The organism is Microcoleus sp. D3_18_C2 (assembly GCF_036702395.1).
Taxonomy (GTDB): domain Bacteria; phylum Cyanobacteriota; class Cyanobacteriia; order Cyanobacteriales; family Microcoleaceae; genus Microcoleus.
The window spans coordinates 64116-89602 of the sequence record NZ_JAUBTG010000023.1; the positions used below are offsets into that span (position 1 = coordinate 64116).

Below are 25487 nucleotides of genomic sequence, written 5' to 3' on the forward strand. Positions count from 1 at the left end.
CAGAATAAACTGGCTGCTAGCATAGCTCCCGGCTAAACCCGCCAGACCCATCTAATGTTTATTTGTAACCACCTACTTAACTATAGCAATCCTAAATCATTTGTGAATTTCTTACTCCCTCCCCTTAGTAAGGGGAGGGTGGGGGTGGGGTCAAAAATTTACGACTCCTGCGAGGATGGCTATAGGAAAGTTACTGTTAAAATTTCTCCCACTCGCTGCATCCCTAATCATAGGATTTTGGGGAGCAAGAATCCACCAAATTTATTGCCCCCCGATTTTAATTAGCTACATTACTGAAGGGAATTTCTTCTTGTTGCTGAAATAATTTAATCGATTGCAGACTATCTGAAGCAGCATCCCAAAGAATGAATTGGAAGCAGTCAGGAATATCGCGGATTGTCAGTGATTTTGAATTAGCAAGCAGGTGAATATTAGCATTGTGACAAGCCCGAAGATTATAGTTAGGTATTCGCTCAGAGAGATGATGAATATTGTGGTAAGCAATATCAGCAGAAAACCAATTGAGAATAGTCGGTAATTTTAGGTAACTACTGCCTTCAATTGCGCCAAGAATATAGTCCCAACCTTCGGCTTTATGAGCGTAGGAACCCTCAAAATTATGCTGAACAAAGAAAATACAGATAAATATTGCCGCCGAACAGGTCATGACAATTGAGTAAACACTCCAGAAAAAGCCAAACCCCAGTAAGTTGCTCAGATAAATCCAGCTACCAACAACACAAATATTGTTGAACAGTAAATCCCAAAATTCAGCCGTCGTATACCAATGTTTGGATTTATAAGAAGCAATGATTCCCGATAAACCTATGCCAAAATCTTGATTTAGACAAGCAAAAATATGTCGGATAAAACCCGTAGTTCCCAATATCAGTGCGAGTCTTGGTTTAATAATTAGATAGAAAAAACCACCGGGAAACAGCATCAATGGGTGTCGGAGTAACTGATACATCTTTTTACTAAATGGACTTAGCGCCGCAAATTTTTCGGTGGATATCAACGCCGAAGGGCCGCGGTACATATCCCAATTACCATTATGTTTGTGGTGATAAGCGTGCCCCCTCGACCAGGGGTACTGAGGAATCGCATTGATGATACCTAGCAGGAAACCCATAATGCGATTGACTTTTTTGGAACTAAAAAGAGAATAGTGTCCGCAATCGTGCATCAAAGAGAAACAACGTCCTGAAAAAAGTGTCATCAACACCATTATCGGCGGAAGAAGGAATACAGAAATGGCAGCAGCTTTAAATGCTAAAAACCATAAGCATATATAAGGAACCACTGTATTGAGTATTTGGCAACTAGCTTTCAAGTTGTTGCTCTTCATATAAGGAGCTAGCACAAAATCCGACTTTTTGATCGCGCTTTTCATTCAGTATGTTTATGGTGTGTGGATAAGTGCTTCGCTTAGCATCACAGTTGCGGGACAGCGGCGGATTTACCCCGGACTTTCCCCGTTTCTTCCCAAAGTTTTGTTGGAACCGATTTTTGCACATTTATGAGGTTATCACAACTCTGCTTTGTTTACAGAAAAAACTGTGAAGCCTGTCAACAGCCGAACAAATCGCTGCACCGGAAGGCATTAATATGATTGGTTGGTTGCAGGCTATTCAGTAATTTATGCCACTATTTTTGCTTGCATCGTCTGTGGCACACTTTATTGTACCGGGTTGTAGCCCAACTCGATCGCACGCTCAAAAGTTGGGCTACTGGCGAAAACTTTTTATGGGCGGGCGATAGGGGCGATCGACAAACCGCCCGCCCCGGAAACCAAAGCTGACACAACATCCAGAAGCGCAGAGGATTTTGGATCAACTCCTTGAGACGAGAATTTGAAGGACGATCGCAATTGCCTGCGTTTTTTGTGCTCGGAGATAGCTCGGATTTGCTACAATCTAATCGCACACGCGATTAGAAGGGATTATGACCGAACTATTAGATGAGGCGCTTTCTATTGAAATGGCGACTCGCATCAAAAGCAACCGTAAAAACTGCTTTGACAACGCCTGTAAAGCAGCGTTAGCCACCGAGGGCGCAATTTATGTTCAAGGCTTTTTAGCTGTGCCGGGAGTGCCATATAAACCCATCGAGTATAGCTGGATTGAACTCGACGAGCGAATTGTTGACCCAACATTTCCCCATCTCGGTTTCATCGCTCAAGACATTCATTACTTCCCAGTCCAGCGCTTCAGCGTCAAAAAACTCAAAGCAATCCTAGAAGAATCAAAAGAAGATTATCCTGAAGACGACCCGCTGCCGATTTATGGCAATCAACCTTATGAATATTACGGCGATTTGATGTTAGGCGGTAGCGATTACCAAAATGCTTACGATTTGGCTGCCGCTAAATGCAGGGAATTAAACCAACCCAAAAAACAGGATGCAAACTAATTGAGGACTTACAAAAAAATGGTTAGGCGCGCTACTTACAGCGGTACTTTAGCCACTGTTGTGTCGATTAATATACTTCATGATGACTTCCCAAATCTACAAACACGGCTTTTCCGTCTTCTGTAAAGTAGAAAATTACTCTTTCGTCACTCGGAGTTCATTGATGTTAGCGAAAAATTTCAGTTCACCTTTTTGTTGTTCAATCTGCCCTGACTTAAAGTTTTGATATATCTCTTCGCGACGTTCTTCCCGGAGATATTGCTTCAACAACAGTTGAAGCTCTTGCTTTTCGTCAGTAGAAAGATTCTTGATCGTCTCGACCACATCACTGAAAGTCATAACTTACAAAACCCTATTGTGCTGATTAGATTATAGCAAAAAATATCCTTTTGGTTGACTTTCGTTTCTCGTTATGCGGCTCTGCCTCGTCTTAAAAAAAGCAACAAATCTCACTATTTACCATTTTAAACCTTCCAAGATTCAGGAAATCTCGAATAATGAAAAGCAGCCAATAACGGATCTGATTTCTGATTCCCAATCAAATCAGCCAACAATTTAGCCGTCACCGGAGCCAATAAAATGCCGTTGCGGTAATGCCCCGTAGCCCATGTCAAATTCTCCCAAGCACTAGCACCCAAAATCGGCAATTCATCGGTCGTAGTCGGCCGAAATCCCCACCAAAACTCCAAAATCGGATAATTTTGTAATTCGGGATATAACTTAATCGCTCCTGCTAGCAAACTTTGGATTCCCGCAGGCGTATTTCCCGGCGTGAAATCCACATTTTCGCTAGTTGCGCCAATAATAATTCTGCCATCTTGACGTGGCACAATATAAATTCCCGTCCCGAATAGAACGGTTTGCAGGGGCTGGATAACTCCACAATCTTCTGGTACACATACTGACAGCATTTGTCCCTTTCTTGGAAAAACAGGAATATCCAATAATTTCTCAGACCAAGGGCCCGCAGCCAAAACATAACGGTCAGCTTGTAATTTTCCTGCCGTTGTTTCCACTCCAAAAACTCGGTTTTTCTGCCGAATGATTTCCTCTGCACTGCCTTGAATAATCTCAATCTGCAATTCTTTAGTTGCGGCCTGAAGCGTCCGAAATAAAGCGCGGTTGTCTACTTGAGCGTCGTCAGGATACCACCAACCGCCAATTACTTCTTGACCTAATCCAAACTGGTGCTGGCGAACAGTATCTCTGTCCAACCATTGATAATTAAGGTTGGCCAAAAGCGGCTTTTCTTGAGGCTCATTTTGACAAACTGGTGCGAGAATTCCCGATCGCCAATATCCCGTTTTCAATCCGGTAATGTCTTCTAGCTGTTCCACCCAGGCGGGATACAGTGCGCGGCTTTGCAAGCACAAATCTAGCATCGGACTGGGGGGAATTCGTTCGGCTTGCGGGGCAAGCATTCCAGCGGCAGCCCGGGTAGTCGGTTGTTTATAATCGGCGGTGAGAACCGCGACAGATGCACCTCGCAATTTCAGTTCTACTGCTAGCGAAAGGCCAATTATTCCGCCGCCAATAATCAGAATATCTTTAGATGAATTCATTAACTTTTATATGGACTGTCTGAGCTTTTTGACAATCAAGCATCTAGGATACAAGCCCCCGGATTCATCCGTGGAGAAATAAAAAAAAAACGTGTATCCGAGAAACTTGCCGAACGTATTTATCTCGCGCAAGTCAATGCTTCAATCGAAAATCGAAAATCTAAAATCTAAAATCGATTGACCTCTCGGCTTTCTGGAGGGTAAGGTGCGCTAAGCACACCTTACAGTTAGAATTATTATGCAAGTCTTACAGATTATCTGGCAAGGCGATCGTCCTATCAGCCTTTCTTAACAAAAAATCTATCCTTGGGGTTTCCAGACAGTTTCAGAACCCTGACCCCAGAAACCGTCATATTTTGTCACCTTAATATCGCCTAAAACCTTGGTTTGGCAGGACAAACGGCGGTTGGAGGCGGGAGAATGGGGAGGAACCGAAAGTCGGGCTTTTTCGCGCCACTGGGGCTCGGAAACTTCGCCCTCGACGGTGACGGCGCAGGTGCCGCAAGTGCCGAGGCCGTGGCAGTTGATGACTTTGGCATTGCCGTTGTAGAGATCGATGCCGTTTTTGAGCAAAACTTCACGGAGATTGGCTCCGCGATCGCACTCAAATGTTTTTCCTTGCGCTTGTACCTTGACCACAGCAATTTACCCCAGTTAGATTTATGTTAATTTTCCTATATATTATCGCATTAAATTCAAATAAATTCATCTAATATGGTAAGTGATATATTACCAATTTCTCGATCGCAATTTCCCATGACAAATCGGCTCTGGATCTACGATACCACGCTGCGAGACGGTGCTCAGTGTGAGGGACTCTCCTTATCTCTCGAAGACAAACTGCGAATTGCTCGACAGTTAGACAGTTTAGGAATTCCCTTTATTGAAGGCGGCTGGCCGGGGGCGAATCCTAAAGACGTACAATTTTTTTGGCGTCTCAAAGAACAGCCCCTAACTCAAGCAGAAGTTGTAGCTTTTTGTTCGACTAGGCGGCCGGGAACTACGGCAGCTAATGATGAAATGTTGCAGGCTATTTTGTCCGCCGGTACTCGCTGGGTGACGCTGTTTGGCAAGTCGTGGGATTTGCACGTTATTGAAAGTTTGAAGACCACGCTAGAAGAAAATCTGGCGATGATTCGAGATACAATTGAATATTTTCGGAGTCAGGGAAGGCGCGTTATTTACGATGCCGAACACTGGTTTGACGGCTACAAAGACAATCGAGATTATGCTATTAAAACTTTAGAAGTAGCCGCCGCTGCCGGTGCAGAATGGCTGGTGCTTTGCGATACTAACGGCGGTACTTTGCCTCACGAAGTCAGTCAGGTTGTTCGCGAGGTGGCAGAAATAATAGAAAGTTGGGATATTTCTGAATCGGAAATTAACCCCCCCCAACCCCCCCTTATTAAGGGGGGGATAAAGTCTCAAATTCAACCCCTTATTAAGGGGGGGATAAAGTCTCAAGTTCAACCCCTTATTAAGGGGGGGATAAAGTCTCAAGTTCAACTGGGAATTCACACTCATAACGACTCTGGAGTTGCGGTTGCTAATGCTTTGGCTGCTGTGCAAGAAGGAGTGACGATGGTACAGGGAACTATAAACGGTTACGGCGAACGCTGCGGCAATGCCGATTTATGTTCCTTAATTCCTAATTTTCAACTAAAGTTGGGTCAGAATTGCATTGAAGACGAGCAATTAGTTAGATTAACTCAAGTAAGTCGCTCGATTAGTGAAATTGTCAATCTTGCTCCCGACGATCATGCTCCTTTTGTAGGCCTTTCGGCTTTTGCTCACAAAGGCGGAATTCATGTATCGGCGGTTGAGAAAAATCCGTTAACTTACGAACATTTGGAACCGGAAAAAATTGGCAACAGGCGGCGAATTGTGATTTCGGATCAAGCGGGTTTGAGCAATGTTTTGGCGAAGGCGCGCACTTTTGGCATGGATCTCGATCGCAAAAATCCTGCTTGCCGCCAAATTTTGGAAAAATTGAAAGATTTGGAAAGCCAGGGATATCAATTTGAGGGTGCAGAAGCTTCTTTTGAATTGTTAATGCGGGAGGCTTTGGGAAAGCGCAAGCGTTTATTTGAAATCAAAGGTTTTCAAGTTCACTGCGATAAAGGTAGGGAGGAAACAGTTAATTCTTTAGCAACCGTGAAGGTGACTGTTAACGGTCAAGATATTCTGGAATGTGCGGAAGGAAACGGGCCTGTTTCGGCACTTGATGCGGCTTTGCGGAAGGCTTTGCGGAATTTTTATCCGGCAATTACTGATTTTAACTTAACCGATTATAAGGTGCGAATTCTGGACGGATGTGCGGGAACTTCTGCTAAAACTCGCGTTTTGGCTGAGTTTAGCAATGGTCAAGACCGCTGGACGACTGTGGGGGTTTCTGGTAATATTTTGGATGCTTCTTATCAGGCGGTTGTTGAGGGTTTGGAGTATGGTTTGGTGTTGGGAGATAGGGAGGCGATCGTTTTAAATGTGTCGAGTTATTAGGTTAAGGGCGAAGATAAGTTGCCTGAATATTGATGTTTAAATAGATACCAAGGGGAGCCTCTCAATGAAAGCAGCCAAGCCAAAAATTGGAGTTTTGACGCAGGAGGAAAGAGTCAGAAGGAAGGAGCCAGAAGAACAATACGCTTGGGTTAAAACTATTTATTCCGGGCGAGATCCCCCTAAATCCCCCTTAAGAAGGGGAGTAGGGGTTGACTTTGAGTAATTTCTTGTCCCCCCCTTTTTAAGGGGGGCTAGGGGGGATCGAGCTTAACTGAACCGTAGTGGCCAGAAAAAGTGTTTTTACAAATATGAGATGCTCCCTACTTGTTCACGTCATTATTATTACCTTCCCCAACGATCGATCGCATTCCTTCGAGCGTAGCGGGAATGCTGCGCGGATCCATAAACATCACCTTGCTGCTGCCACTGCTGCCAATTTTTAGACCCATATCCAGATAGTTTTGAGCTAACAAAAATTGTAAAGCTTCGCGAGCATTGGGGTCATTTTGCAGAGTTTTGCCGATTATTTGCAAGGCCTCAGAAGTAGCTTGAGCTTTCAAAACCTGACTTTGGCGTTCTGCTTGAGCTTTCAGGACGATCGCCTTTTGTTGAGCTTCCGCTTCCAAAATAGTCGCTTTTTGGCGCGCTTCTGCATCCAAAACTTGCGCTTCAGCTTTACCTTTGGCGCTGTTAACTGCTGACTCGCGTTCGCCCTCGGATGTCAGAATTGCCGCCCGCTTCCGTCGATCGGCTGCCATCTGCAATTCCATCGATTCCTGTACAGTTTTAGAAGGGACAATATCGCGCAATTCTACCCGCGTCACTTTCACTCCCCAAGGATCGGTAACAAGATCTAAATCTCTGAGCAATATTTCATTAATTTGAGAACGAGCAGTAAAGGTTTGTTCGAGATCCAGTTGACCCATTTCGGCGCGAATTTGAGTCAGCACCATATTTACCATTGCTGACTGGAGATTTTCTACTTTGTAACAGGCTTTTTCCAAGTCTACAATGCGCCAGTAAACCACAGCATCAACGGTGAAGGAAACGTTATCGCGGGTGATACAAGCTTGCGGGGGAATATCTAAGACTTTTTCCCGAATTGTTTGCTCGTACACGACGCGATCGAAAAACGGTGTGACAAAATTCAAACCGGGTTCGAGTTTCTTGCCGCTGTATTTACCTAAAGTTTCCACCAGCGCTTCATTTCCCTGATTGATAATCTTGACGGAACCTGCGAGGGCTGAGCCACCGAGTGCTAAAAATACAAGTAAAAAAAATTGTTCCACGGTTGCCTCCTATAAATGTTGACTGTTGACTGTTGACTGTTGACTGTTGACTGTTAAATGTTTGTGGACTAATGACTAATGACTAATGACTAATGAGTAATGACTACTGACTAATGACTAATGACTAATGACTACTGACTACTGACTACTGACTAATGACTACTGACTAATGACTACTAATTGCCTGTGATTAATTACGCATTTTGTTTAAGAATGCAAGAGATTTTCTGGCAAAACTATCAGAGTAGTGCCTTTCCGTCCGACGACAATTACGTTTTGGTTGGGGGGGATAGTAGCCTTCGTGTCTTCGCAGCGAGCTTGCCAAGAATTCCCCTCATAAATGACTCTGCCGGCTTCTCCGGGGGGAATTTCTGTTAAAGTTTTTGCTTCCTGAGAATCTGCGATCGCCCTTGCCGTGCCTTTTGGTATCAACCGCCGAGACAGCAGCACAAAAACTGTCGAAAATACCATCCAGAGGAATATTTGTAAATTAACGTAAGGTAGAACTAGAGAGCATCCAGCTACGGCGAAGGCGCTCAGTCCCATCATAAAAGCGACAAAAGCAGTGGGGAGAAATATCTCTGCCAAACAGAGCAAAGACCCAGCTATCAGCCAAAGGAGCGTCGGAGTCCAGATCATAAAAAGAATAGGTGATACTATTTAGATCTTAGATTGGAAATTTAAGATTTAAGAAATGCAAACAACTGACTCTGCAAGGGTTTGCGACTTGCTGGCCCTCAGATCGATTTTTCGCGCCGTGGTACCAGGTTGAGGCTTCCATCGTACTCCAAGTCTGAGTTAAGTAACTTAAATTACAATTTAAGCCGGTGCAGACTGGCAGAAACTACAATTTCTAGGGGCCCAAAGGCAGTTAAGAAATTGATAGGGGCTAAAATCAGTTTATTCTCAAGCTCATGAATTTGGGCTGGCGAATCAAATATCTTCAGAATGTTTTTACACAAACTATTTCGATATGATCAGCAGTTTCTCCGAACCCATTTATTGCCCGAATCTTAGCTGTGCCGATCCCCGCAATACCTTTGGCCGCCAGCACTGTGCAGCGTGCGAAACGGATTTAATTTATCGCTATGTGTGGGTGGTGGGGCAAGCAGCCGAGGAAGTGTCGGCGGGTAAGGTAATAGCCGATCGATACTTTGTCATTGCACCGCAAATCTGGCTCGACAGCCGCCCAGCTTTGCCTCCAAGCGTCCCGGAACACCTGCCGGATACGATTATGCCTTACCTGCATTTGTATCCCCAACGGCTGCATACGCCGGAAGTATACGGTTATTGTTCCCTGGGGGAAGCACCCGAAGCGACAGAGGTGCTGTTGTTGGAAAATGTGCCCATCAATAATTTCGGTCGCCTGTATCCTTCTATTTTAGAAGCTTGGTCTGGGACAACCGGCGCGCGCCAAGTTTACTGGCTGTGGCAAATGCTCCAACTGTGGGGGCCGCTATCGGAACAGGGAGTCGCTTCGAGTTTGCTGGTACCGGAAAATTTGCGGGTGGAAGGTTGGCGGGTACGCCTGCTGGAACTGCACCGGGGCAATTTTGTACCGACGCTGCGGGATTTGGGAGATGTGTGGTCAGGTTTGGTGGAATCCGCGCAACCCGAGGTGCAGTCGAAACTCGGAGAGATTTGTCAGTTTATGCGCCGCAGCAGCATGAATTTCGACGCGATCGCCCTGGAACTAAACGATTTACTATTAGAACAAGCCGCTCAATTGCCTCTACACTTAGAAGTAGTCGGCATGACTGATACCGGGCCACAGCGCTCCCAAAATGAAGACAGTTGCTATCCGGTTGCTGCTGATTTTCAATTTAGCAAAACTTCAGGGGGCGAGAAATTAATTCCTTACTTAACAATGGTTTGCGACGGGGTTGGAGGCCACGAAGGAGGAGAAGTTGCCAGTCAATTAGCCGTGCAATCCCTGAAAGCTTTAATCCAAAATTTGCTCGCAGAAATTGCTCAACAAGAAGAGTTGATGACGCCAACAATGGTGATCAAGCAACTCGAAGAAATAGTCCGAGTTGTGAATAATGTGATTTCTGCTCAAAATAACGAGCAGGGAAAAGAGTTGCGGCAGCGGATGGGGACGACTTTGGTGATGGCCCTCCAGTTGCCTCAAAAAGTGAAAAATTCCGAGGATTTGCCCTCGAATAACAGCCACGAACTTTATTTAGTCAATGTTGGAGACAGCCGCGCTTATTGGATTGGCAAAAATTACTGTCACCGGCTGACTGTGGACGACGACGTAGCCTCAAGGGAAGTCCAGCTAGGACATTGTTTGTACTGGGAGACTCAACTGCGATCCGATGCAGGAGCCCTGACTCAAGCTTTGGGAACGCGGGATGCCGATTTCCTGCGCCCGACGATTCAGCGATTTATTGTCGAAGAGGAAGGCTTACTGCTGCTGTGTTCCGACGGTTTGAGCGACAACGACTGGGTAGAGAAATCTTGGGAGAATTACGGCCCAGAGGTGCTTGAGGGCAAAATGTCTTTGGAAGCTGCGGTTCAGTCTTGGATTCGTCTCGCCAACGAGAAAAACGGTTATGACAACACCTCCGTGGTGGCCACTCACTGTCGGATGTCGCCGGAGAGATTGGTACTGTTTGATCCGGCGGTGGCGTCAGCGCCGGCGTCAGCGCCAGTGTCAGCCTCGGTGTCGCTGCCGCCTTCCCTCGTCGCTGCGTCCCTCCAGAAGTCCGGGAGGATTCCAGAATCTCAGCTTTCAGAATCGTCCAAACAGTTGTTGTACCCCGAAACTTCCCCCGCCCCGGAACCCGTTCAAAAACAGCGATCCAAGCTGCCACTGCCCCTACTGGCGGTGTTGGGGCTGATATTAGCCGGCGGCGGTTTAGGTTTGTGGGTGCAAAGCCGCCAAAGCCCCCAGCCAGAACCCGCACAAGTTCCCCCACCGCCGGAAACTCCTGCCCCGATTCCTTCGGAGACTCCCTCGCCAGGGGCCGAGAGTCCCTCGCCGTCGCCCGAATCGACTCCTGCGGAAATTCCGCCCCCCGATAGCGAGAGTCTCTCGCCGTCGCCGGAATCGACTCCTGCGGAAATTCCGCCCCCCGAAGAAGCGGAAACTCCTTTGCCATCAGCGGAGTAAGGGAGATTACACCTGTGGCAAAAATCCTTTTCCTCAATTGATGGGACTGGCTCTGGGGCCCATCCCACAAGAGTTATTTTTGCTTGTGGGATGGGCCCCAAAACCCGTCCTAATTATTTTTGCAAGAGGTCTATTGAATTAATTTGAGGCATAAGGAAATAGGCAGAAGGAAGGAGCCAGAAGAAGTGTTTTTACAAATATGAGATGCTCCATCACAGTTAATGATTTTGTATCATATTCCGCTTGCAGAAACAAGATGGCTAAAAAGTCAGCCATCACTACAAAAAGTAGTTAAAAATGCTTAAGAATCTCCATGCAGCTAACAATTAGCGATTAGGAACTAATACCAATTTCATAAAGTAGCGCTAGATATTACCCCCCCCAACCCCCCCTCCCGCGGGGGGGCTAAGACTTCATCCATAGCACATCTTTAGATAAATGGTATAACAACATAAGCTTTTTTATATTGACCACGAATTTCTTCATGTGGTACCCGCCACGTGATTTATCCATGGAATCAATCGAAAATCGAAAATCAGAAGAGCCCCCGCATTTATCCGTGGGGTCGCCTCTAAAATCTAAAATCTAAAATCTAAAATCTAAAATCGATTAGCGATTAGGAACTAACAACATAAGCTTTTTTATATTGACCACTAATTTCAAAGGTGGTACCCGCCACGTGATTTATCCGTGCAATCAATCCAAAATCGAAAATCGAAAATCAGAAGAGCCCCCGCATTTATCCGTGGGGTCGCCTCTAAAATCGAAAATCGAAAATCTAAAATCGATTGACGGCGCACAATTTATTAACTATAATTACCAGACCCGAAATAACAAAATTGTTACGCCTAACAGTTTTTCTCAAATAACCGTTAAACTATTCTAACGTTTGCGCGTACCCAACGTTGCAGGCACAACCTATATCTGTTAAGGATTCGTCCTGATTCACAGGAGCAAGATTTTAAAATATGCATCTCAGCGAACTGACTCACCCAAACCAATTACACGGCCTCTCGATTCATCAACTCGAACAAATTGCCCGACAAATTCGAGAAAAGCATTTAGAAACTGTAGCCGCTAGCGGCGGCCACCTCGGCCCAGGATTGGGTGTAGTCGAACTGACCTTAGCACTCTACCAAACACTCGACCTCGATCGCGACAAAGTTACTTGGGATGTCGGCCACCAAGCTTATCCTCACAAATTGATAACCGGCCGCTACAACCAATTTCACACCCTGCGCCAAAAAGACGGCGTTGCAGGCTATCTCAAGCGCTGCGAGAGCAAATTTGACCACTTCGGCGCCGGCCACGCTTCCACAAGCATTTCCGCAGCGTTAGGGATGGCGATGGCGCGCGACCTCAAGGGGGAAAACTTTAAAACTGTAGCAGTCATCGGCGACGGCGCCTTGACTGGGGGCATGGCACTCGAAGCGATTAACCACGCGGGCCATATGCCGAAAACCAATTTGTTAGTTGTGCTCAACGACAACGAGATGTCAATCTCGCCCAACGTCGGCGCAATTACCCGCTATTTGAACAAGATGCGATTGTCGCCACCGGTGCAGTTTCTCAAAGATAACTTAGAGGAACAATTCAAACACATTCCCTTTGTCGGCGAAACTTTTACTCCAGAAATGGAACGCCTCAAAGAAGGGATGAAACGCTTGGCTGTCTCGAAAGTTGGAGCAGTAATTGAAGAATTGGGCTTTACTTACATGGGCCCGGTAGATGGACACAATTTGGAAGAGTTAATTACCACTTTCAAACAAGCTCATACTATCCAAGGGCCTGTGCTAGTTCACGTTGTGACGGTGAAGGGCAAAGGATATGCGATCGCCGAAAAAGACCAAGTAGGATATCACGCCCAAAATCCCTTTAACTTAGCCACAGGCAAAGGCATTCCCTCCACTAAACCAAAGCCTCCAGCTTACTCGAAAGTCTTTGCCCACGCCCTAGTCAAGCTAGCAGAAGATAATCCGAAAATTGTCGGCATTACCGCTGCTATGGCAACCGGAACTGGTCTGGATAAACTTCATGAAAAACTGCCTAAACAGTACATTGATGTCGGGATTGCCGAACAGCACGCCGTGACTTTATCCGCTGGTTTAGCCTGCGAAGGAATGCGCCCGGTTGTGGCAATTTACTCGACATTTGTCCAGCGGGGATACGACCAAATAATTCACGATGTTTGTATCCAAAATTTGCCAGTTTTCTTCTGTTTGGATCGCGCGGGCATTGTCGGTGCTGACGGCCCAACTCACCAAGGAATGTACGACATTTCTTTCTTGCGGTGCCTGCCAAATATGGTAGTTATGGCACCAAAAGATGAGGCAGAATTGCAGCGGATGGTAGTCACGGGAATTAACCACACCAGTGGCCCGATCGCCATGCGTTACCCGCGCGGCAACGGTTACGGCGTGCCTTTGATGGAGGAAGGTTGGGAAGAATTGCCGATCGGCAAAGCTGAAATTCTCCGCAACGGCGACGATGTGCTGATTTTGGGTTATGGTTCAATGGTTTATCCGGCAATGCAAACCGCCCAGATTCTGAGCGAGCACGGTATTGAAGCAACTGTCATCAATGCGCGTTTTGTCAAGCCTTTGGACACCGAATTAATCTTGCCTTTAGCACAGCGAATCGGCAAAGTTGTCACAATGGAAGAAGGCTGTTTGATGGGAGGCTTTGGTTCAGCAGTAGCCGAATCTTTGCTCGACAATAATGTCCTCGTGCCCCTGATGCGGTTGGGTGTACCCGATACATTGGTAGATCATGCAACGCCTGAACAATCATTTGCCAGTTTAGGATTAACTCCGTCGCAAATGTGCGATCGTATCTTAGCAACATTCAGCCGCAAACAGTCTCCTGTTAGCGTGTAAATAGCTAGAATGGTAGGGTGCAGCGCACCTTACCATTCTAGCTCCGATCTATGACAGTGAAAGAGCAGCATGATTGAAGGAAGATTTGAGGATAAGGGAGAAAAAACAATGACTAACGTAAAACCAAATCGTACCGTGCGGCGGGGAAGACTGTTCCCAGAAATTCAGTGGTCAGAAGAAAAAAAAGCCCAGTGGCGAGCCGAAAGAGAAGCATTTTATCAGCGCTGCAAACCAATTTTCGATCGCCTCAAACCAGAATTGATTAAAACCCACTACAACTGGTACATGGCCGTTGAACCCGACAGCGGAGACTATTTTATCGACAAAGATGATATGGTGGCTACCAAAATGTGTCGCCAGAAACATCCAAATGCTATCCCCTTCATGTTCCGCATCAACAATACAGGGGCGTGTGGCACGATATGATTCAAGGAACATTTGGTGATGAGGATGAGCTATTTTTGGAAATTGAATTGATTGCTGATAACGGCTTAGAATTACCTGTTGATGCCCTGCTAGATACAGGTTTTTCGGGCTGGTTAGCAATGGACAGTCAATCGATTTTAGATTTTAGATTTTAGATTTTAGATTTGAAATTGAATAATTGAATAAAGCGAGATTACGGATGAATCCGGGGGATTTTACCCTAATGGGTGCCGGAGTACCGGAAATTTTAATCGGCCGCCAGTTGTTGAAAAATCGGCGATTGGTAGTTGATATTTCGGCGGGTGTTTTGACATTGGAAGCGAGTTAAAAGCAAAATGAATTTAAAAAGTTTTGACATAGTAATAGTAGGAGCAGGCCCTGCAGGCGGTCACTGCGCGAGAATCCTAGCCCAATCCGGCCACAAAGTCTTGCTGGCAGAGCAAAACGACAATTTTAATAAAAATGACTTTTCTAGCGCCGCTACACCTCTAGAAACCCTCTCTAAATTCGATTTACCTGAATCCGTTATCGGCAGTTTTTGGCACAAACTTACTATTGAAACTAGCAAAGTCAGTCAAACTTGGGAGTCTCCCGAAAGCTTGGGAGTTGTTCTCAACTTTGCTAAATTTAGAGCATTTTTGGCTAGCGAAGTTGAGCGATTTGGCGGTGAAGTTTGGCTTGGTTATCGCTACATTCGACACTCACAAGAAAACGGCGAAACAATAGTCGAATTTAAACAGTTATCCGACGGTAAACTTATCCAAGTTAGCACGAAAGTATTGGTTGATGCTACTGGCTTCGCTAGGGCGGTTATGTACGAAAAAGAGAATGATAAGCCCAATTTTTTGTCGGGAACTGGAATTGAATATTTAATTGAAGTAGAGCCAGAAGTTTACAATAAATACAGCGGTGATTTAATCTTCTTTTTGGGCGATAAATGGATGCCGAAGGGTTATTCCTGGATATTCCCAATGGAACAAAACCGACTGAAAGTTGGTGCGGGTCGCATTTTTTTAGACCCGAAAACGGTGAGGCATTTGTCACCGCTGAAAAAATATATTGATTTACTGATTGATGAATATCTGAAGTCTAAAAGTTATAAAATTATTGACAAACATGGTTCGACGCTGAAGTACAGTCCTGGTTTGAAGGATATTTATTGGAAAGAAAATAATGTAATTGCGATCGGCGATACTGTCTCGACAGTAAATTTTTTGGGCGGCGAAGGGATTAGACACGGGATGGATGGTGCCCAAATCGCAGGGAAATATATTCAAAGCTATTTGCAGGGGAAAATCTCAGATTTTCGGGATTATGAGACCCAAATGCACCGCAAGTTTGATCGGAAATGGAATATTTCAGAAAGGTTGGCGGTGAGAAAGTATATCGATGATGTTAATGATGAACTAACCGATAAAATGATTTCTTATTTAAAGTATATGAAAACTGAAGAGGTGATGGATATTTTATTTTATTATAAATTTGAGAGAATTTCCAGAGGATTCGGCGGTTATTTGCAGCGGAAAATCAAGGGATTGATTAAGCGATTTCACTTGTAAGGTGCGTCTGTTGAAAAATTGTTAGTTGAGGGAAAAATCTCGCTGGCTGACGCAGCCTACTGACTTAAAAGTAAGGTGCGTCTGTTGAAAAATTGTTAGTTGAGGGAAAAATCTCGCTGGCTGACGCACCCTACAAACCTAATTGCCATAAAAATTTTTCTCCTGTAACTTTAATGCGCGGCAGAGACATTAAATTATCGTCAAAACTGCTATAATTTAATTTATATGATACACCAAAAGTATATCCACTCGCTCCAATTAAATGCGCTACAATTGGATCGACATCCCCGTAAGGATAGGCAAAACATTTAACAGATTTCTCTAATCCCCGTTCTAAGATAGCACGGGATTTCGCCCCCTCCCGCACAATTTCTGTCGGCGACAATGCCGTCAAAGGTTGATGAGTAGCAGACATAGAACCGAATTCAATTCCTGCATTCTGCAGTTGCAAAATTTCCGGCCATCCCATTAACTGCACTTCTTCAAATTCGGCTTTTTCCCAACTATTTGTCTTTCCTATTGACTCAGCTACGAGAAAAACAGTCGCTGTAAAATCAAAGCGTTTTAGCAGAGGCCAAGCATATTGGAAAAAGTCGAGATAGCCGCCGTCAAAAGTCATCAATACAGCTTTACCGGGTAAAGGAGTTTTATCCCGTTTCGCACTTTGCCAATTTTCCCAACTCGCACTATAATAACCGCGATCTTTGAGATACTGCAACTGTTGTTCCAAAACCTGGGGGCTAACTGCGTCTAAACTGTCAGGAGAAATGCGGCGGTAGGAGAGAATCGGCAGCCTTTGTGTAACGCTATGGTTGTCCAAAACTTGAGGTTTCACGGAGTGAGAAACTTCCTGATAAGAAGATTTTGAGCGAATGATTTCCGGTGCGTAAAATACTTGCTTTGGGAACTCGTTTTCTTGGGGAATTTGCATTGTCGGTTCCCCCGCGATTGCTGCGGCTGACTCGATTTCCTGTAGCGCAGCCGCCGGGAGTGAGGCGCGACGGCTGACACTTGTCCCGATCGCACCCGATCGCCTGCCGAAGATCACCGCATTTTGGGGGTAAATGCCCCCAGCACCCGCTGCATTCAAACTGTCGGGCAAATTAGACCTTTGTTGAGCACAAGAGGCTAAGCGCGATCGTAGCCATTGCTTGCCGTTGAGTGGTTTTCCCAGCAAAGCTTCTCGCACGGCGGCGACGCACAACTCAAAACCAATATTTCGATTAATTGTCGATCGCAATTTTTGAGCCGAAACAAAATTATTTTCCACCGCAACAGTGACAATCCCGACAGCAACGCCGCCTACTTTCACCAGCAGGTTTATTTCAGAAAGCTCAACTTTTATATTAGCAAATTCCTCGCTAACTTCTACAGCAATCAAATCTTTTTCGAGGGTAATTGTTGGGACTTCCTCAGCTATTTCATGATTGTAGAAATCCTCCAAATTCCAATGGGGACGCCCCCATAATTCTTGCAAAAATAGCGTCCAGTCATGTTTAGGGTGCAATGGTTTCAGCACAGTTTCCCACAATTTATTGCCTTTTTCGCAGCGATTGCGTTGAAAGAAGCGATCGAGAATTTGCCAAGCAAACTGGGCTGCAACCGCATCCGCCAACACCGAAGCCGCAACCATGCCATCGCAAATCGGCAATTCAACAATACCGAGTTTAATTCCTTCTAGTTTTATCGTACAGCACAGGCGATCGTATATTTGCGGAAGATTACAAATATCGGAAATTGGTTCGCTCACTTCCACCGTCAACTTCCAGGCAATTTCACCCTTTACTCGCTTAATCTTATCTAAAATATATCGAATTTCCTGGTCATTAAAAATTTTATGATATTTGTGAACCTTATTACTTTTAACCTCTCTATCAATCCCTTGATGCCAAGGCAGATTTAAACTGAGATGAGCAGCTTTTTCTTGATAAAACTCCAGCATTTTATCATCATACTCAATTTCCATAAACTGACAAAGTTTTTCTAATTTTTTGACTTTATTGTCGAGTATTTCCTCATACTTGACTAATATATGATTAGAATTTTTAGCATATTTGTGACTAATTAACATCGCCTCCTTCCAGCGATGGATACAGTGGTTTAAATCCCAACCAGGCCCCCACAAATCATGAGAATTCCTAGTCGCCTCATGCAGAGAAGCTATTGTATCCATACTGTTTCGCAAAATATGTATAAATTTAGCATCCGGCAAAAAGCGCTGTATGTCCTCAATAAAATATATGTGTTCCGGCGTTTTTTCCAACCAAATACTTTTGTTTTGTTCCGCCGCCAAACCATCCAAAACTCCGACAAACCAACTAACTTTAGTTGCCACAGTTTGACTATCATCAAAACCTTGCAAAAGTTCAGGCCGATTAATCTCATCCTTAAAAAAAGCTTCCATCCTACCTGGCAACTTTCCCGCAAACTTCTTGTACAGTAAATAGTGAAAAAACTTAGATTCAGGAAAAGAAATAACTTCAGGGTGAGCAGCTAATAAACTTTGAAGCATGGTTGTGCCGCTTCTCGGAGAGCCTACTAAAAATATCCGTTTCATTTTTCTAGCTGATAGATGGTTTGTGAATTAATTTTTTTTTTAGGAACCGCAGAGAGCGCAGAGGGCACAGAGGAAGAGAAGAAAGAGGTATGATTCATGTTCGTCTCTGGGCACTCTGCATTTAAAAACTTTTTTCCTAACTCCAACTAAAATCCTCATGCAATAAATCCGAAAGTTCCTGATTGTAAGGTTTGAAATAATTAGTCAATTCTTGTTCTATTGTCGCTGGCATTTGGCTGTATTCATCGACATGATTAATTTCATATTTTTTACTTGTATTTTCACTAATATCCAGGAATTTCAATACTTCGGAAAATACTTTGCCTGTATGTGCGTAAAAATCTTCGCTCTTGATAATTAGCAACTGTTCTCTCGGAAAATAGTCGAGCCAATTTTTGATTTGTTCTACATAAATTCCCCGCGACAAATAGGAATAATGCTGGTGATTGAAACTGTAATAATTTTCATCTGCTTTGATTTTTTCAATCTCACCTTTGAGTCGAGCGGGTTCAGAAGCGATCGCCTTTTCAAAATCCAACTTTTCGGTGCCTCGCGCCACTTCTAAATGATAGTGCATCCACGCTCGTTTTACTGGGTTTCCCAGCATTACAATCAGCTTAACATCCGGGAAACACTTGTAAACTCGCTCCGCCACCAAAGGATGATAAATATAGTAAGAAGTCATCTCCCACAGGATCACCTTCTCACTCGCTACACTCCGTGTCAACTGCTTGCTGTACCAATCAACACCACGCTCAAAATTTAATTCAAAAAAGTGAATATCTCGAGAACCTTCTTTGATAATTTGCAAGTGATTTTCGAGATGGCTGTATAGATATTCTGTGCCACAGTTTTGAGCGCCAATTATTAAAAAGTCAGGTTTTTGCTTGTTTTCCAACTGAGTCAAAATCTTGGCGTAGCCCGGATGATTATTATCCAAATCGTAAGTTGCCGTGGCTGGTTCGGCCACATCCATAAGCGGCATTTTGCCCTCAAATTCCCAGCGGTACGGCGGACAAAGAATCGTTTTTTGGTTTACAGTCGATCGCACGTACAGCGGATAAACCTGCCACTGATAATCGTAGGCGTAAGCCAAAGTTTCCTCGTAAACCCCAGCATTCACGTAATACTGACCGTTTCCTAAATCCAGCCTATCTATTTGCAGCCGGATTTTGCCTTTCCCTTTCACCAGCGGCAGCAGTCTGCCCATTTGATTAGTATTAGTCTCAAAACAACTTTGACCATCATCCCTGCTGATTGTCACGGCAAAAATAGCAGCAGAAATTTCCTGCGCCACCGAATAATGAATTTCAATGCTAATAGCATCACCGCTATCTATTTCCGTATTTGGCGACACTTTGACATCGGTAATTTCTACTTCCATAGTACCGAAGCGATTCTGATTACCTCGCAGTGGCGAACCGCTACTTGTAGCTTCAGCAGCACGCAGGGGAGTGCTATTTTCTGTGGACGATCGCATTTCTGACAAATACTGACCGACTACCACTTCCGGTTCCCCGTAAGCGACGATTTCACCGGATTTCAGCCACAAAGCCCGATCGCACATTTTCTGAATTTGCGACGCAGTGTGAGAAATCAAAACAATCGCGCATCCTTGATTCTTAAACTCAGTTATCTTATTCAAACATTTAGTTTGAAAAGCCACATCACCAACCGACAAATGTTCATCAACTAACAGCACTTCTGGATCGGTATGCACCGCCACCGAAAAAGCCAGCCGCATTTTCATCCCCGTACTATAAGTCCGCGTCGGGCTGTCAATAAACTGTTTTAACTCTGCAAATTCCACAATATCGTCAAACCTGCGCGCCACTTCCCGGCGAGTCAAACCGGCCACCACCGCGCCCACAAACACGTTTTCTCTGCCCGTTAGATCCGTGTGAAAACTCGCACCCAAATCTAACAACCCGCCAATTCTGCCGTTAACTTTAATAGAACCTTCCTCAGCCCTGCAAATACCGCCTACAACTTGCAGCAGCGTTGATTTTCCCGCGCCATTCTTTCCAAGAATTCCCAGCATTTCGCCAGGAGAAACAGTAAAATTTATATTCCGCAGCGCCCAAAAACTCGCCTCCGGCTTCAGCTTCCACCAACCGGACAAAGCGGCTTCCATAATCGTATGAGGTTTCGCGGTAGAGTAGCGGTTAAAACGCTTACCCAAACCTTTGACAATAATTGCTTCACGCATTTACACTTCCTCCACAAAATGAGCGCTTTGCCGTCTAAAAATTCCCAGTCCGATGGGTAAAAGAGCCGCCACAGCCAAGCTCAAAATTAACAGAGCAGACCAATCCGGCTGCATACCTTTAAGAAGTATGGCGCGGTAAGCTTCAATCAGGGGCACCATTGGATTTAAGTAATAAAAAATCTTAAATTTTTCGGGGACGCTGCTGATGTCGTAGAAAATCGGAGTCAGGTAAAACAGCATCTGCAAAACTACTCCCAAAGTGTGCTGAGTGTCGCGGAAAGTGACATTCAAAGCGGCAAGGGGATAAGCAAAACTAACTGTCAGGAAAAACTGAATAATCATCAGCAGCGGCAACAACAAGAGCACTGCATTCAGAGGAGCGCCATCAATTGCCAGAAAGATAAGTAACACCGGCAATGCTAAGAAAAAGTGAATGAGCCCCGTCGTCGTCGTGACTATCGGCAAAATTGCCGACGGGAAATTTGGCTGCCTGATTAGTGGCTTATGATTGGTAATTAATGCCGTTGATTTAAATAATACCGTTTGAGACCAATTCCAGATTAACAAGCCGCTGAAAGCAAAGGAAGAAAATTTTGGAATATTAAGGGGTACTACAGAGCGAAACAAAAAGGAAAATACAGCCAACTGTAACAGCGGACTGATTAAAGTCCAAGCAATCCCCAAGGTCGATCGCTTGTAAAGTAATTTCATCTCGCGATCGACCAATACCCGTAGCAAATCAAAGAAATGAGTTATTTTGCGAATATAAGCTACCTTTCCCGCATTTCTCACAGCACACCCCCAGCAACTATCTGAGGTTCTCCCCCGGATAAATTCCAGGGCAGAATCTTAACCAAATTCAGGGTCTGTACCAGAGTCTGTTTGTCAGAAATTGGTTCTAAAAAATCTGCTTCGATCAATTTTATTGTCATAATTACCTTTGTCACTTTCTGTGGTTTTTAATATCTAAATTACTATTTTCTATCACTTAATGTCTGACTTGATTACACCTCTATATTCTGTTTTTTATCTAATCTAATTATGTCATTTCTAGGAAGAAGTTTTCAGGTTTTTTTTCTCCAATACTGTAAACAACTGTAGATTTTGAAGTAGGGTGTTGTCAACCAAGCTAGGCTCGGAATGAGCAGCACTTTTGGGCATACCCTTAACCGCGATCGCCCGAGCCAGGGGTTCGGCAAAGTCAAGGGCCAGAATCGATCGCAAGTGAGCGCCCCGCAGTGGCTCTACACCGAATTTGGGAGTGACGTGACCGACAGACAGTTCACCGTAACTGAGGTAAATGCCATCGGGTTTTTTCTCGTCAATGATTCGTTCTGCTGCTTCCCAACCTTCCTGCAAATCGATTTCAATTTCATGTCTGCCCAAGTCAGCACCAGCAGGCTCACCTTGCATAAAACTAGAAAGAGCCGATCGACTTTTCAACTCATCAATAGCACCCCGCAAATACCAATAAGCGCGCAATTTTGCCCGCAACCACCGCCAAGTTCCCCGCATCCCCAAGCTTTCGAGTAAATCAAGAGATTTCCTGGCTCCCACAGCCAGCCAATCCACAGCAGCCGGCCAGAAAAACGTGACCGCCACCACAATTTTATCCACCAGCGAGTCAGCAGTTTCGTAGACTGCTATCGGCAGTATCGGTCTAAGTTCCGGGTGTCGGTACCCGATCAAAACATTCGATCGCCCTTCCTGACGAAATCTGCCGAAAGAGCGATCGAGATTGTTAGTTTCGTGTTCGTAATGATAGCCCACTGCTTCAGCAGCCACAACAAAAGGTACATTAGCTTTCAGCAAACGCATCCCAAACTCATAATCTTCTCCGCCACAGTTCCCAAAAGCCGAATCAAACCCATCGAGACGAGCAAACAGTTCTGCATCCAAAGAAAGGTTGCCGCTGAGCAAATCTAGATAAGTAAATCGATGACCGGGCTGACTCATCTGATAAAACTTCTCTTCCCACCACGATCGCACTTCCACCTCGAACAATGTAGTTCCTCCATGCAACTTAGGCGGATAGGGGCCCATGACAGCCGAGCCCGGACGCAAAGAGTGAACCCGCGCATGACTTTCCACCAAAGGCGGCAGCGCTTCGATATCGTCGTCGAGAAACAGCAGCAATTGCCCCGTAGCCGAAGCCGCTCCCGTATTGCGGGCGATGGCAGCACTCCGGCAATTTTCCTCGATCGCCTGCACTTTAAACCGAGCTTTATAGTCTTGTAGCATTGCCAAAGTATTATCTATGCAGCTATCTGCCACTACAATAACCTCGATCAGGTCGATCGGATAAGTCTGCAAGTGCAAAGCATCCAAAGCCCGCCGCAGCGAAGAACTTCGGTTGTGGCTAGGAATAATTATGCTAACTGTTAGATTTTCCATATTTACATTACAACAATTAACTTCATCTGCATTTCATCTCCCTTCATCGACCGTTAAAAATAATCTACAAATCCCTATTCATTGCTCCCCTTCATTTTTTGTAACAACTTCCTAGAAGCAAAATAAGCCATCGGCCCGCTAATGCAGCCCCGCAGTTGAGCCCACAGCAAATCCCTCGGAACCGCATCCGGCTGCTTTCGCAAAGAAGCAATTAATTCAGGAATTTGCTTATACCACAGCCATCCCCAAGCTAATAGAGGCACACTGAATTCTCTGTTGATTACAAACATCCGCGTCCAGAAAGCATAGACTCCGATGCCGTAGCCTTGGAGCGTTTTTCGCAATTCTTCCCAAGTGCGCCGATGGCGGTGCCAACTCAATGCTCTCGGCTCGTAGACAATGCAGTAGCCCGCGCGCAAAATGCGGGCAAAAAGTTCACAGTCTTCGCCACCCACCGTGGGCGTTCCCGCCCCCAAAGCTTCGTCAAACAGCCCAATGTAGTCGATCGAACTTTTCCGCAAAGCCATACTCGCCGAAACTCCCACAAGATGCACAATCAGAGGATTGCAGTGCGCCCCATCAACAACTCGGCGCTCAAATCCCCGCCCGTGGGGGCTGTAGCGCTCGAACCATTCTTGCGCTTCGGTTTCCAGTTCCAAGGGCATCACCAGCCCCGTGACGCACATCACTCGCGGATCGCTGAAATTTCGCAAGAGCGATCGCAGCCAGTTCGGATCGGGGGCCGCATCGTCATCTGTAAACGCTACGAATTCATGTTTAGCTTCGCGTAAAGCTCGGTTACGGGCAGCGCTGGAGCCTGGTAAGTCTTCGCGCACATAGCGGGCTTGTGGGTAATTTTTGACCAGTTCCTTCGTCGCGTCCGTGCTGGGGCAATTGTCAATTACTAAGTATTCCTGACCCTCGTCTGGGAGCTGCATCAGCGCGTCAAGAGTGCGCCGCAAATCTTCCGGGCGATCGCGCGTGCAAACCGCTACTGTAGCGATCTGCAATACCTCCACCGACCCCCGCTCATCCCATTCTAGAGTCTCGTAGAGCAAGTTTTTCCACAAGTTGTCCCCCGCAGCCTTCATCAGTGTTTCCCGTAATTCGTCACCGCCAATGCCACCTCCGACTACGGACAAAAGAGCTTGACCGATCGGTTTTCCGTGCAGTCGAATTAAAACCAAGGCTTTGCTGTAACGCTCATCAACCGTAATTTCTGGCGGGAGTTTGGAGATTTCCAGCTCAACAATAGCTGTTGCCATTTTAGATTTTATCTTTTATATTTTAGATTGCGAAAAAATCCTAGATACTCCGTATATTACCGGATGTATTTTAGCATAAATTGTTTTAGGGTATAGCAACTTCTCAATGCCACACTTGCCGATCGCCGATTGCGAATCAAATTGCGAATCAAATTGCGAATCAAACATAAAGCCTCATTGCTTTTATTGCTTTTATTTATTTTTACTTTCAATTACCCGCTGATGTCAAGTTTTTTCCCAACACAAGTTTTACCATCGGCAACGATCCCGCGTCGAGGATTGTGTCAATTGCAGGTATTATTGGCAGCCGATCGCCACCAAGCCTCGCCATTAATGCCACATCTAAAAACCCGATTTTTTGATAAAACCGGGTTGGTGCGATCGCTCCTCATTTCAGCTCTAATTGCGCTCTGATAAGCTGTGGAGCATTTAAAATAGTATTGTAGGGTGCGGAGCGTCCTCCGCGTTTCCCTTGCCGGTGGAAGCGATCGAGAGCTGACGCACCCTACTGGCCTCGTTAGTGGTTTAAATGCTCCACAGCTTACTATTCTCAAAAACCTAAGCTGTGGCGGCATTTAAATTGTATATCAAAAAAAATAAATTCGTGTGGGAAGTAGGGGGTTCGGCGTCCCGCCCGCCCTGAATATACAATTTAAATGCACGACAGCATACCAAATAATTCAACACTCTCGCCCTTCAAACTTTCGCGATCGAACCGCGCACGGATTAGGTGAAAAATACTCCCAAACTCAACCCTAAATCAGACCCATAAACGATAAAAGAAACAGGAGATTACAGGCTGGTTGGAGACTCATCGAGCTGAGATTACTTCTGGCAACTTAGTGGTATTTTTACAGAATGAATATCATGTATTGTCTGGGGATTTATGTGGCTATGTTTGGGGTTAAACAAAAAAACGCATCGTTTTGCCCCCTTGTCAATGAGCGGAGTAAACAAACGTATTATGGGGCAGTCAATCGATGGCGCGATTTTAGATTTTAGATTTTAGATTAAAGAATTGAAGTATTGACTTGCGCGAGATAAATTCGGGGGATCCTTTATCGGATACAGGTTTTTTATTTCTGCACGGATGAATCACGTGGCGGGTATCCTGGAGGCTTTCGGTCAAAAAGCCATTTACACTCTCTCCTCGATAGCCACAAGGTTTACTTAGAAGAATGTATCAAACTTTTACAAAAAAACCCATCAAACTCATAAAGTCTCTCTCTGCCTTGACAAAAGCAGTTAGGAATGAGAATTAAATAACTTCCACTCTTGAAAGTGGGATGGGCGTCCCGCCCGTCCACTCATGACGGGCGGGACG

Annotated in this window: 22 protein-coding genes; 10 read left to right on the forward strand and 12 right to left on the reverse strand. The window is 45.2% G+C overall.

The features are described 5' to 3' along the window. Positions 1-277 precede the first annotated feature (277 nt). Complete coding sequence (locus QUA88_RS15785) at positions 278-1303, reverse strand: fatty acid desaturase (protein WP_333272543.1); 1026 nt, start codon at positions 1301-1303, stop codon at positions 278-280. Between the two features lie 641 nt (positions 1304-1944). On the opposite strand from QUA88_RS15785, the gene QUA88_RS15790 reads away from it, so the two are divergent. Continuing rightward, positions 1945-2412, forward strand: a complete 468-nt coding sequence (locus tag QUA88_RS15790; protein WP_333051426.1) for a hypothetical protein — start codon at positions 1945-1947, stop codon at positions 2410-2412. A gap of 135 nt (positions 2413-2547) precedes the next feature. Here QUA88_RS15790 and QUA88_RS15795 read toward each other — a convergent pair whose 3' ends face one another. The 3 genes from QUA88_RS15795 to QUA88_RS15805 all read right to left on the reverse strand — a co-directional run bounded on the left by QUA88_RS15795 (position 2548) and on the right by QUA88_RS15805 (position 4613). Then, a complete protein-coding gene (locus QUA88_RS15795; protein ID WP_333232785.1) occupies positions 2548-2751 on the reverse strand; it encodes a hypothetical protein in 204 nt (67 codons plus the stop codon). A gap of 125 nt (positions 2752-2876) precedes the next feature. After that, positions 2877-3974, reverse strand: a complete 1098-nt coding sequence (gene thiO / locus QUA88_RS15800) for a glycine oxidase ThiO (protein WP_333210964.1) — start codon at positions 3972-3974, stop codon at positions 2877-2879. A gap of 300 nt (positions 3975-4274) precedes the next feature. Then, positions 4275-4613 (reverse strand): 2Fe-2S iron-sulfur cluster-binding protein, encoded by a 339-nt coding sequence (locus QUA88_RS15805; RefSeq protein WP_333051432.1) that lies wholly within the window; start codon positions 4611-4613, stop codon positions 4275-4277. Between the two features lie 75 nt (positions 4614-4688). Between QUA88_RS15805 and cimA the strand changes: the two genes are divergently transcribed. Together cimA and QUA88_RS15815 are read left to right on the forward strand one after the other, a co-directional pair. Beyond that, positions 4689-6473, forward strand: coding sequence for a citramalate synthase (gene cimA, locus QUA88_RS15810; RefSeq protein WP_445243117.1), 1785 nt, complete (start codon positions 4689-4691; stop codon positions 6471-6473). Positions 6474-6537: 64 nt separating this feature from the next. Continuing rightward, positions 6538-6696: a hypothetical protein gene (locus QUA88_RS15815; protein ID WP_333051433.1), complete on the forward strand. Its 159-nt coding sequence runs from the start codon at positions 6538-6540 to the stop codon at positions 6694-6696. Positions 6697-6793: 97 nt separating this feature from the next. On the opposite strand, the gene QUA88_RS15820 is transcribed toward QUA88_RS15815, so the two are convergent. Together QUA88_RS15820 and QUA88_RS15825 are read right to left on the reverse strand one after the other, a co-directional pair. Continuing rightward, positions 6794-7762, reverse strand: a complete 969-nt coding sequence (locus QUA88_RS15820) for an SPFH domain-containing protein (protein ID WP_333272549.1) — start codon at positions 7760-7762, stop codon at positions 6794-6796. Positions 7763-7969: 207 nt separating this feature from the next. Then, a complete protein-coding gene (locus QUA88_RS15825; protein WP_333154583.1) occupies positions 7970-8401 on the reverse strand; it encodes an NfeD family protein in 432 nt (143 codons plus the stop codon). 334 nt (positions 8402-8735) lie between these two features. Between QUA88_RS15825 and QUA88_RS15830 the strand changes: the two genes are divergently transcribed. From QUA88_RS15830 to QUA88_RS15855, 6 genes are all read left to right on the forward strand, one after another. After that, positions 8736-10877 (forward strand): protein phosphatase 2C domain-containing protein, encoded by a 2142-nt coding sequence (locus QUA88_RS15830; protein WP_333272552.1) that lies wholly within the window; start codon positions 8736-8738, stop codon positions 10875-10877. Positions 10878-11845: 968 nt separating this feature from the next. Further along, a complete protein-coding gene (gene dxs / locus QUA88_RS15835) occupies positions 11846-13753 on the forward strand; it encodes a 1-deoxy-D-xylulose-5-phosphate synthase (protein WP_333051441.1) in 1908 nt (635 codons plus the stop codon). A 108-nt stretch (positions 13754-13861) separates the two neighbouring features. Beyond that, positions 13862-14179: a hypothetical protein gene (locus QUA88_RS15840; protein WP_333051443.1), complete on the forward strand. Its 318-nt coding sequence runs from the start codon at positions 13862-13864 to the stop codon at positions 14177-14179. Next, positions 14176-14334 carry a hypothetical protein gene (locus tag QUA88_RS15845; protein WP_333212694.1) on the forward strand — a complete coding sequence of 53 codons (159 nt, stop codon included), beginning with the start codon at positions 14176-14178 and terminating at the stop codon, positions 14332-14334. Before QUA88_RS15840 ends, QUA88_RS15845 begins: the two co-directional genes overlap by 4 nt. A 44-nt stretch (positions 14335-14378) precedes the next feature. After that, on the forward strand, positions 14379-14507 hold the full coding sequence (locus tag QUA88_RS15850) for a hypothetical protein (RefSeq protein WP_333272556.1): 129 nt from the start codon (positions 14379-14381) through the stop codon (positions 14505-14507). Positions 14508-14514: 7 nt separating this feature from the next. Continuing rightward, positions 14515-15738: an NAD(P)/FAD-dependent oxidoreductase gene (locus tag QUA88_RS15855; protein WP_333051446.1), complete on the forward strand. Its 1224-nt coding sequence runs from the start codon at positions 14515-14517 to the stop codon at positions 15736-15738. A 130-nt stretch (positions 15739-15868) separates the two neighbouring features. Here QUA88_RS15855 and QUA88_RS15860 read toward each other — a convergent pair whose 3' ends face one another. From QUA88_RS15860 to QUA88_RS15885, 6 genes are all read right to left on the reverse strand, one after another. Continuing rightward, positions 15869-18295: a sulfotransferase gene (locus tag QUA88_RS15860; RefSeq protein WP_333272560.1), complete on the reverse strand. Its 2427-nt coding sequence runs from the start codon at positions 18293-18295 to the stop codon at positions 15869-15871. 136 nt (positions 18296-18431) lie between these two features. After that, positions 18432-20504, reverse strand: coding sequence for a Wzt carbohydrate-binding domain-containing protein (locus QUA88_RS15865; RefSeq protein ID WP_333051450.1), 2073 nt, complete (start codon positions 20502-20504; stop codon positions 18432-18434). Continuing rightward, entirely contained in the window at positions 20505-21296 is a 792-nt protein-coding gene (locus tag QUA88_RS15870; RefSeq protein ID WP_333051451.1) for an ABC transporter permease, read from the reverse strand. Continuing rightward, complete coding sequence (locus QUA88_RS15875; RefSeq protein WP_333212688.1) at positions 21293-21436, reverse strand: hypothetical protein; 144 nt, start codon at positions 21434-21436, stop codon at positions 21293-21295. Before QUA88_RS15875 ends, QUA88_RS15870 begins: the two co-directional genes overlap by 4 nt. A gap of 118 nt (positions 21437-21554) precedes the next feature. Further along, on the reverse strand, positions 21555-22898 hold the full coding sequence (locus QUA88_RS15880) for a glycosyltransferase (RefSeq protein ID WP_333051453.1): 1344 nt from the start codon (positions 22896-22898) through the stop codon (positions 21555-21557). 74 nt (positions 22899-22972) lie between these two features. Then, a complete protein-coding gene (locus QUA88_RS15885) occupies positions 22973-24163 on the reverse strand; it encodes a glycosyltransferase (protein WP_333051455.1) in 1191 nt (396 codons plus the stop codon). 222 nt (positions 24164-24385) lie between these two features. Between QUA88_RS15885 and QUA88_RS15890 the strand changes: the two genes are divergently transcribed. Then, on the forward strand, positions 24386-24577 hold the full coding sequence (locus QUA88_RS15890) for a hypothetical protein (RefSeq protein WP_333212685.1): 192 nt from the start codon (positions 24386-24388) through the stop codon (positions 24575-24577). Positions 24578-25487: the final 910 nt, after the last annotated feature.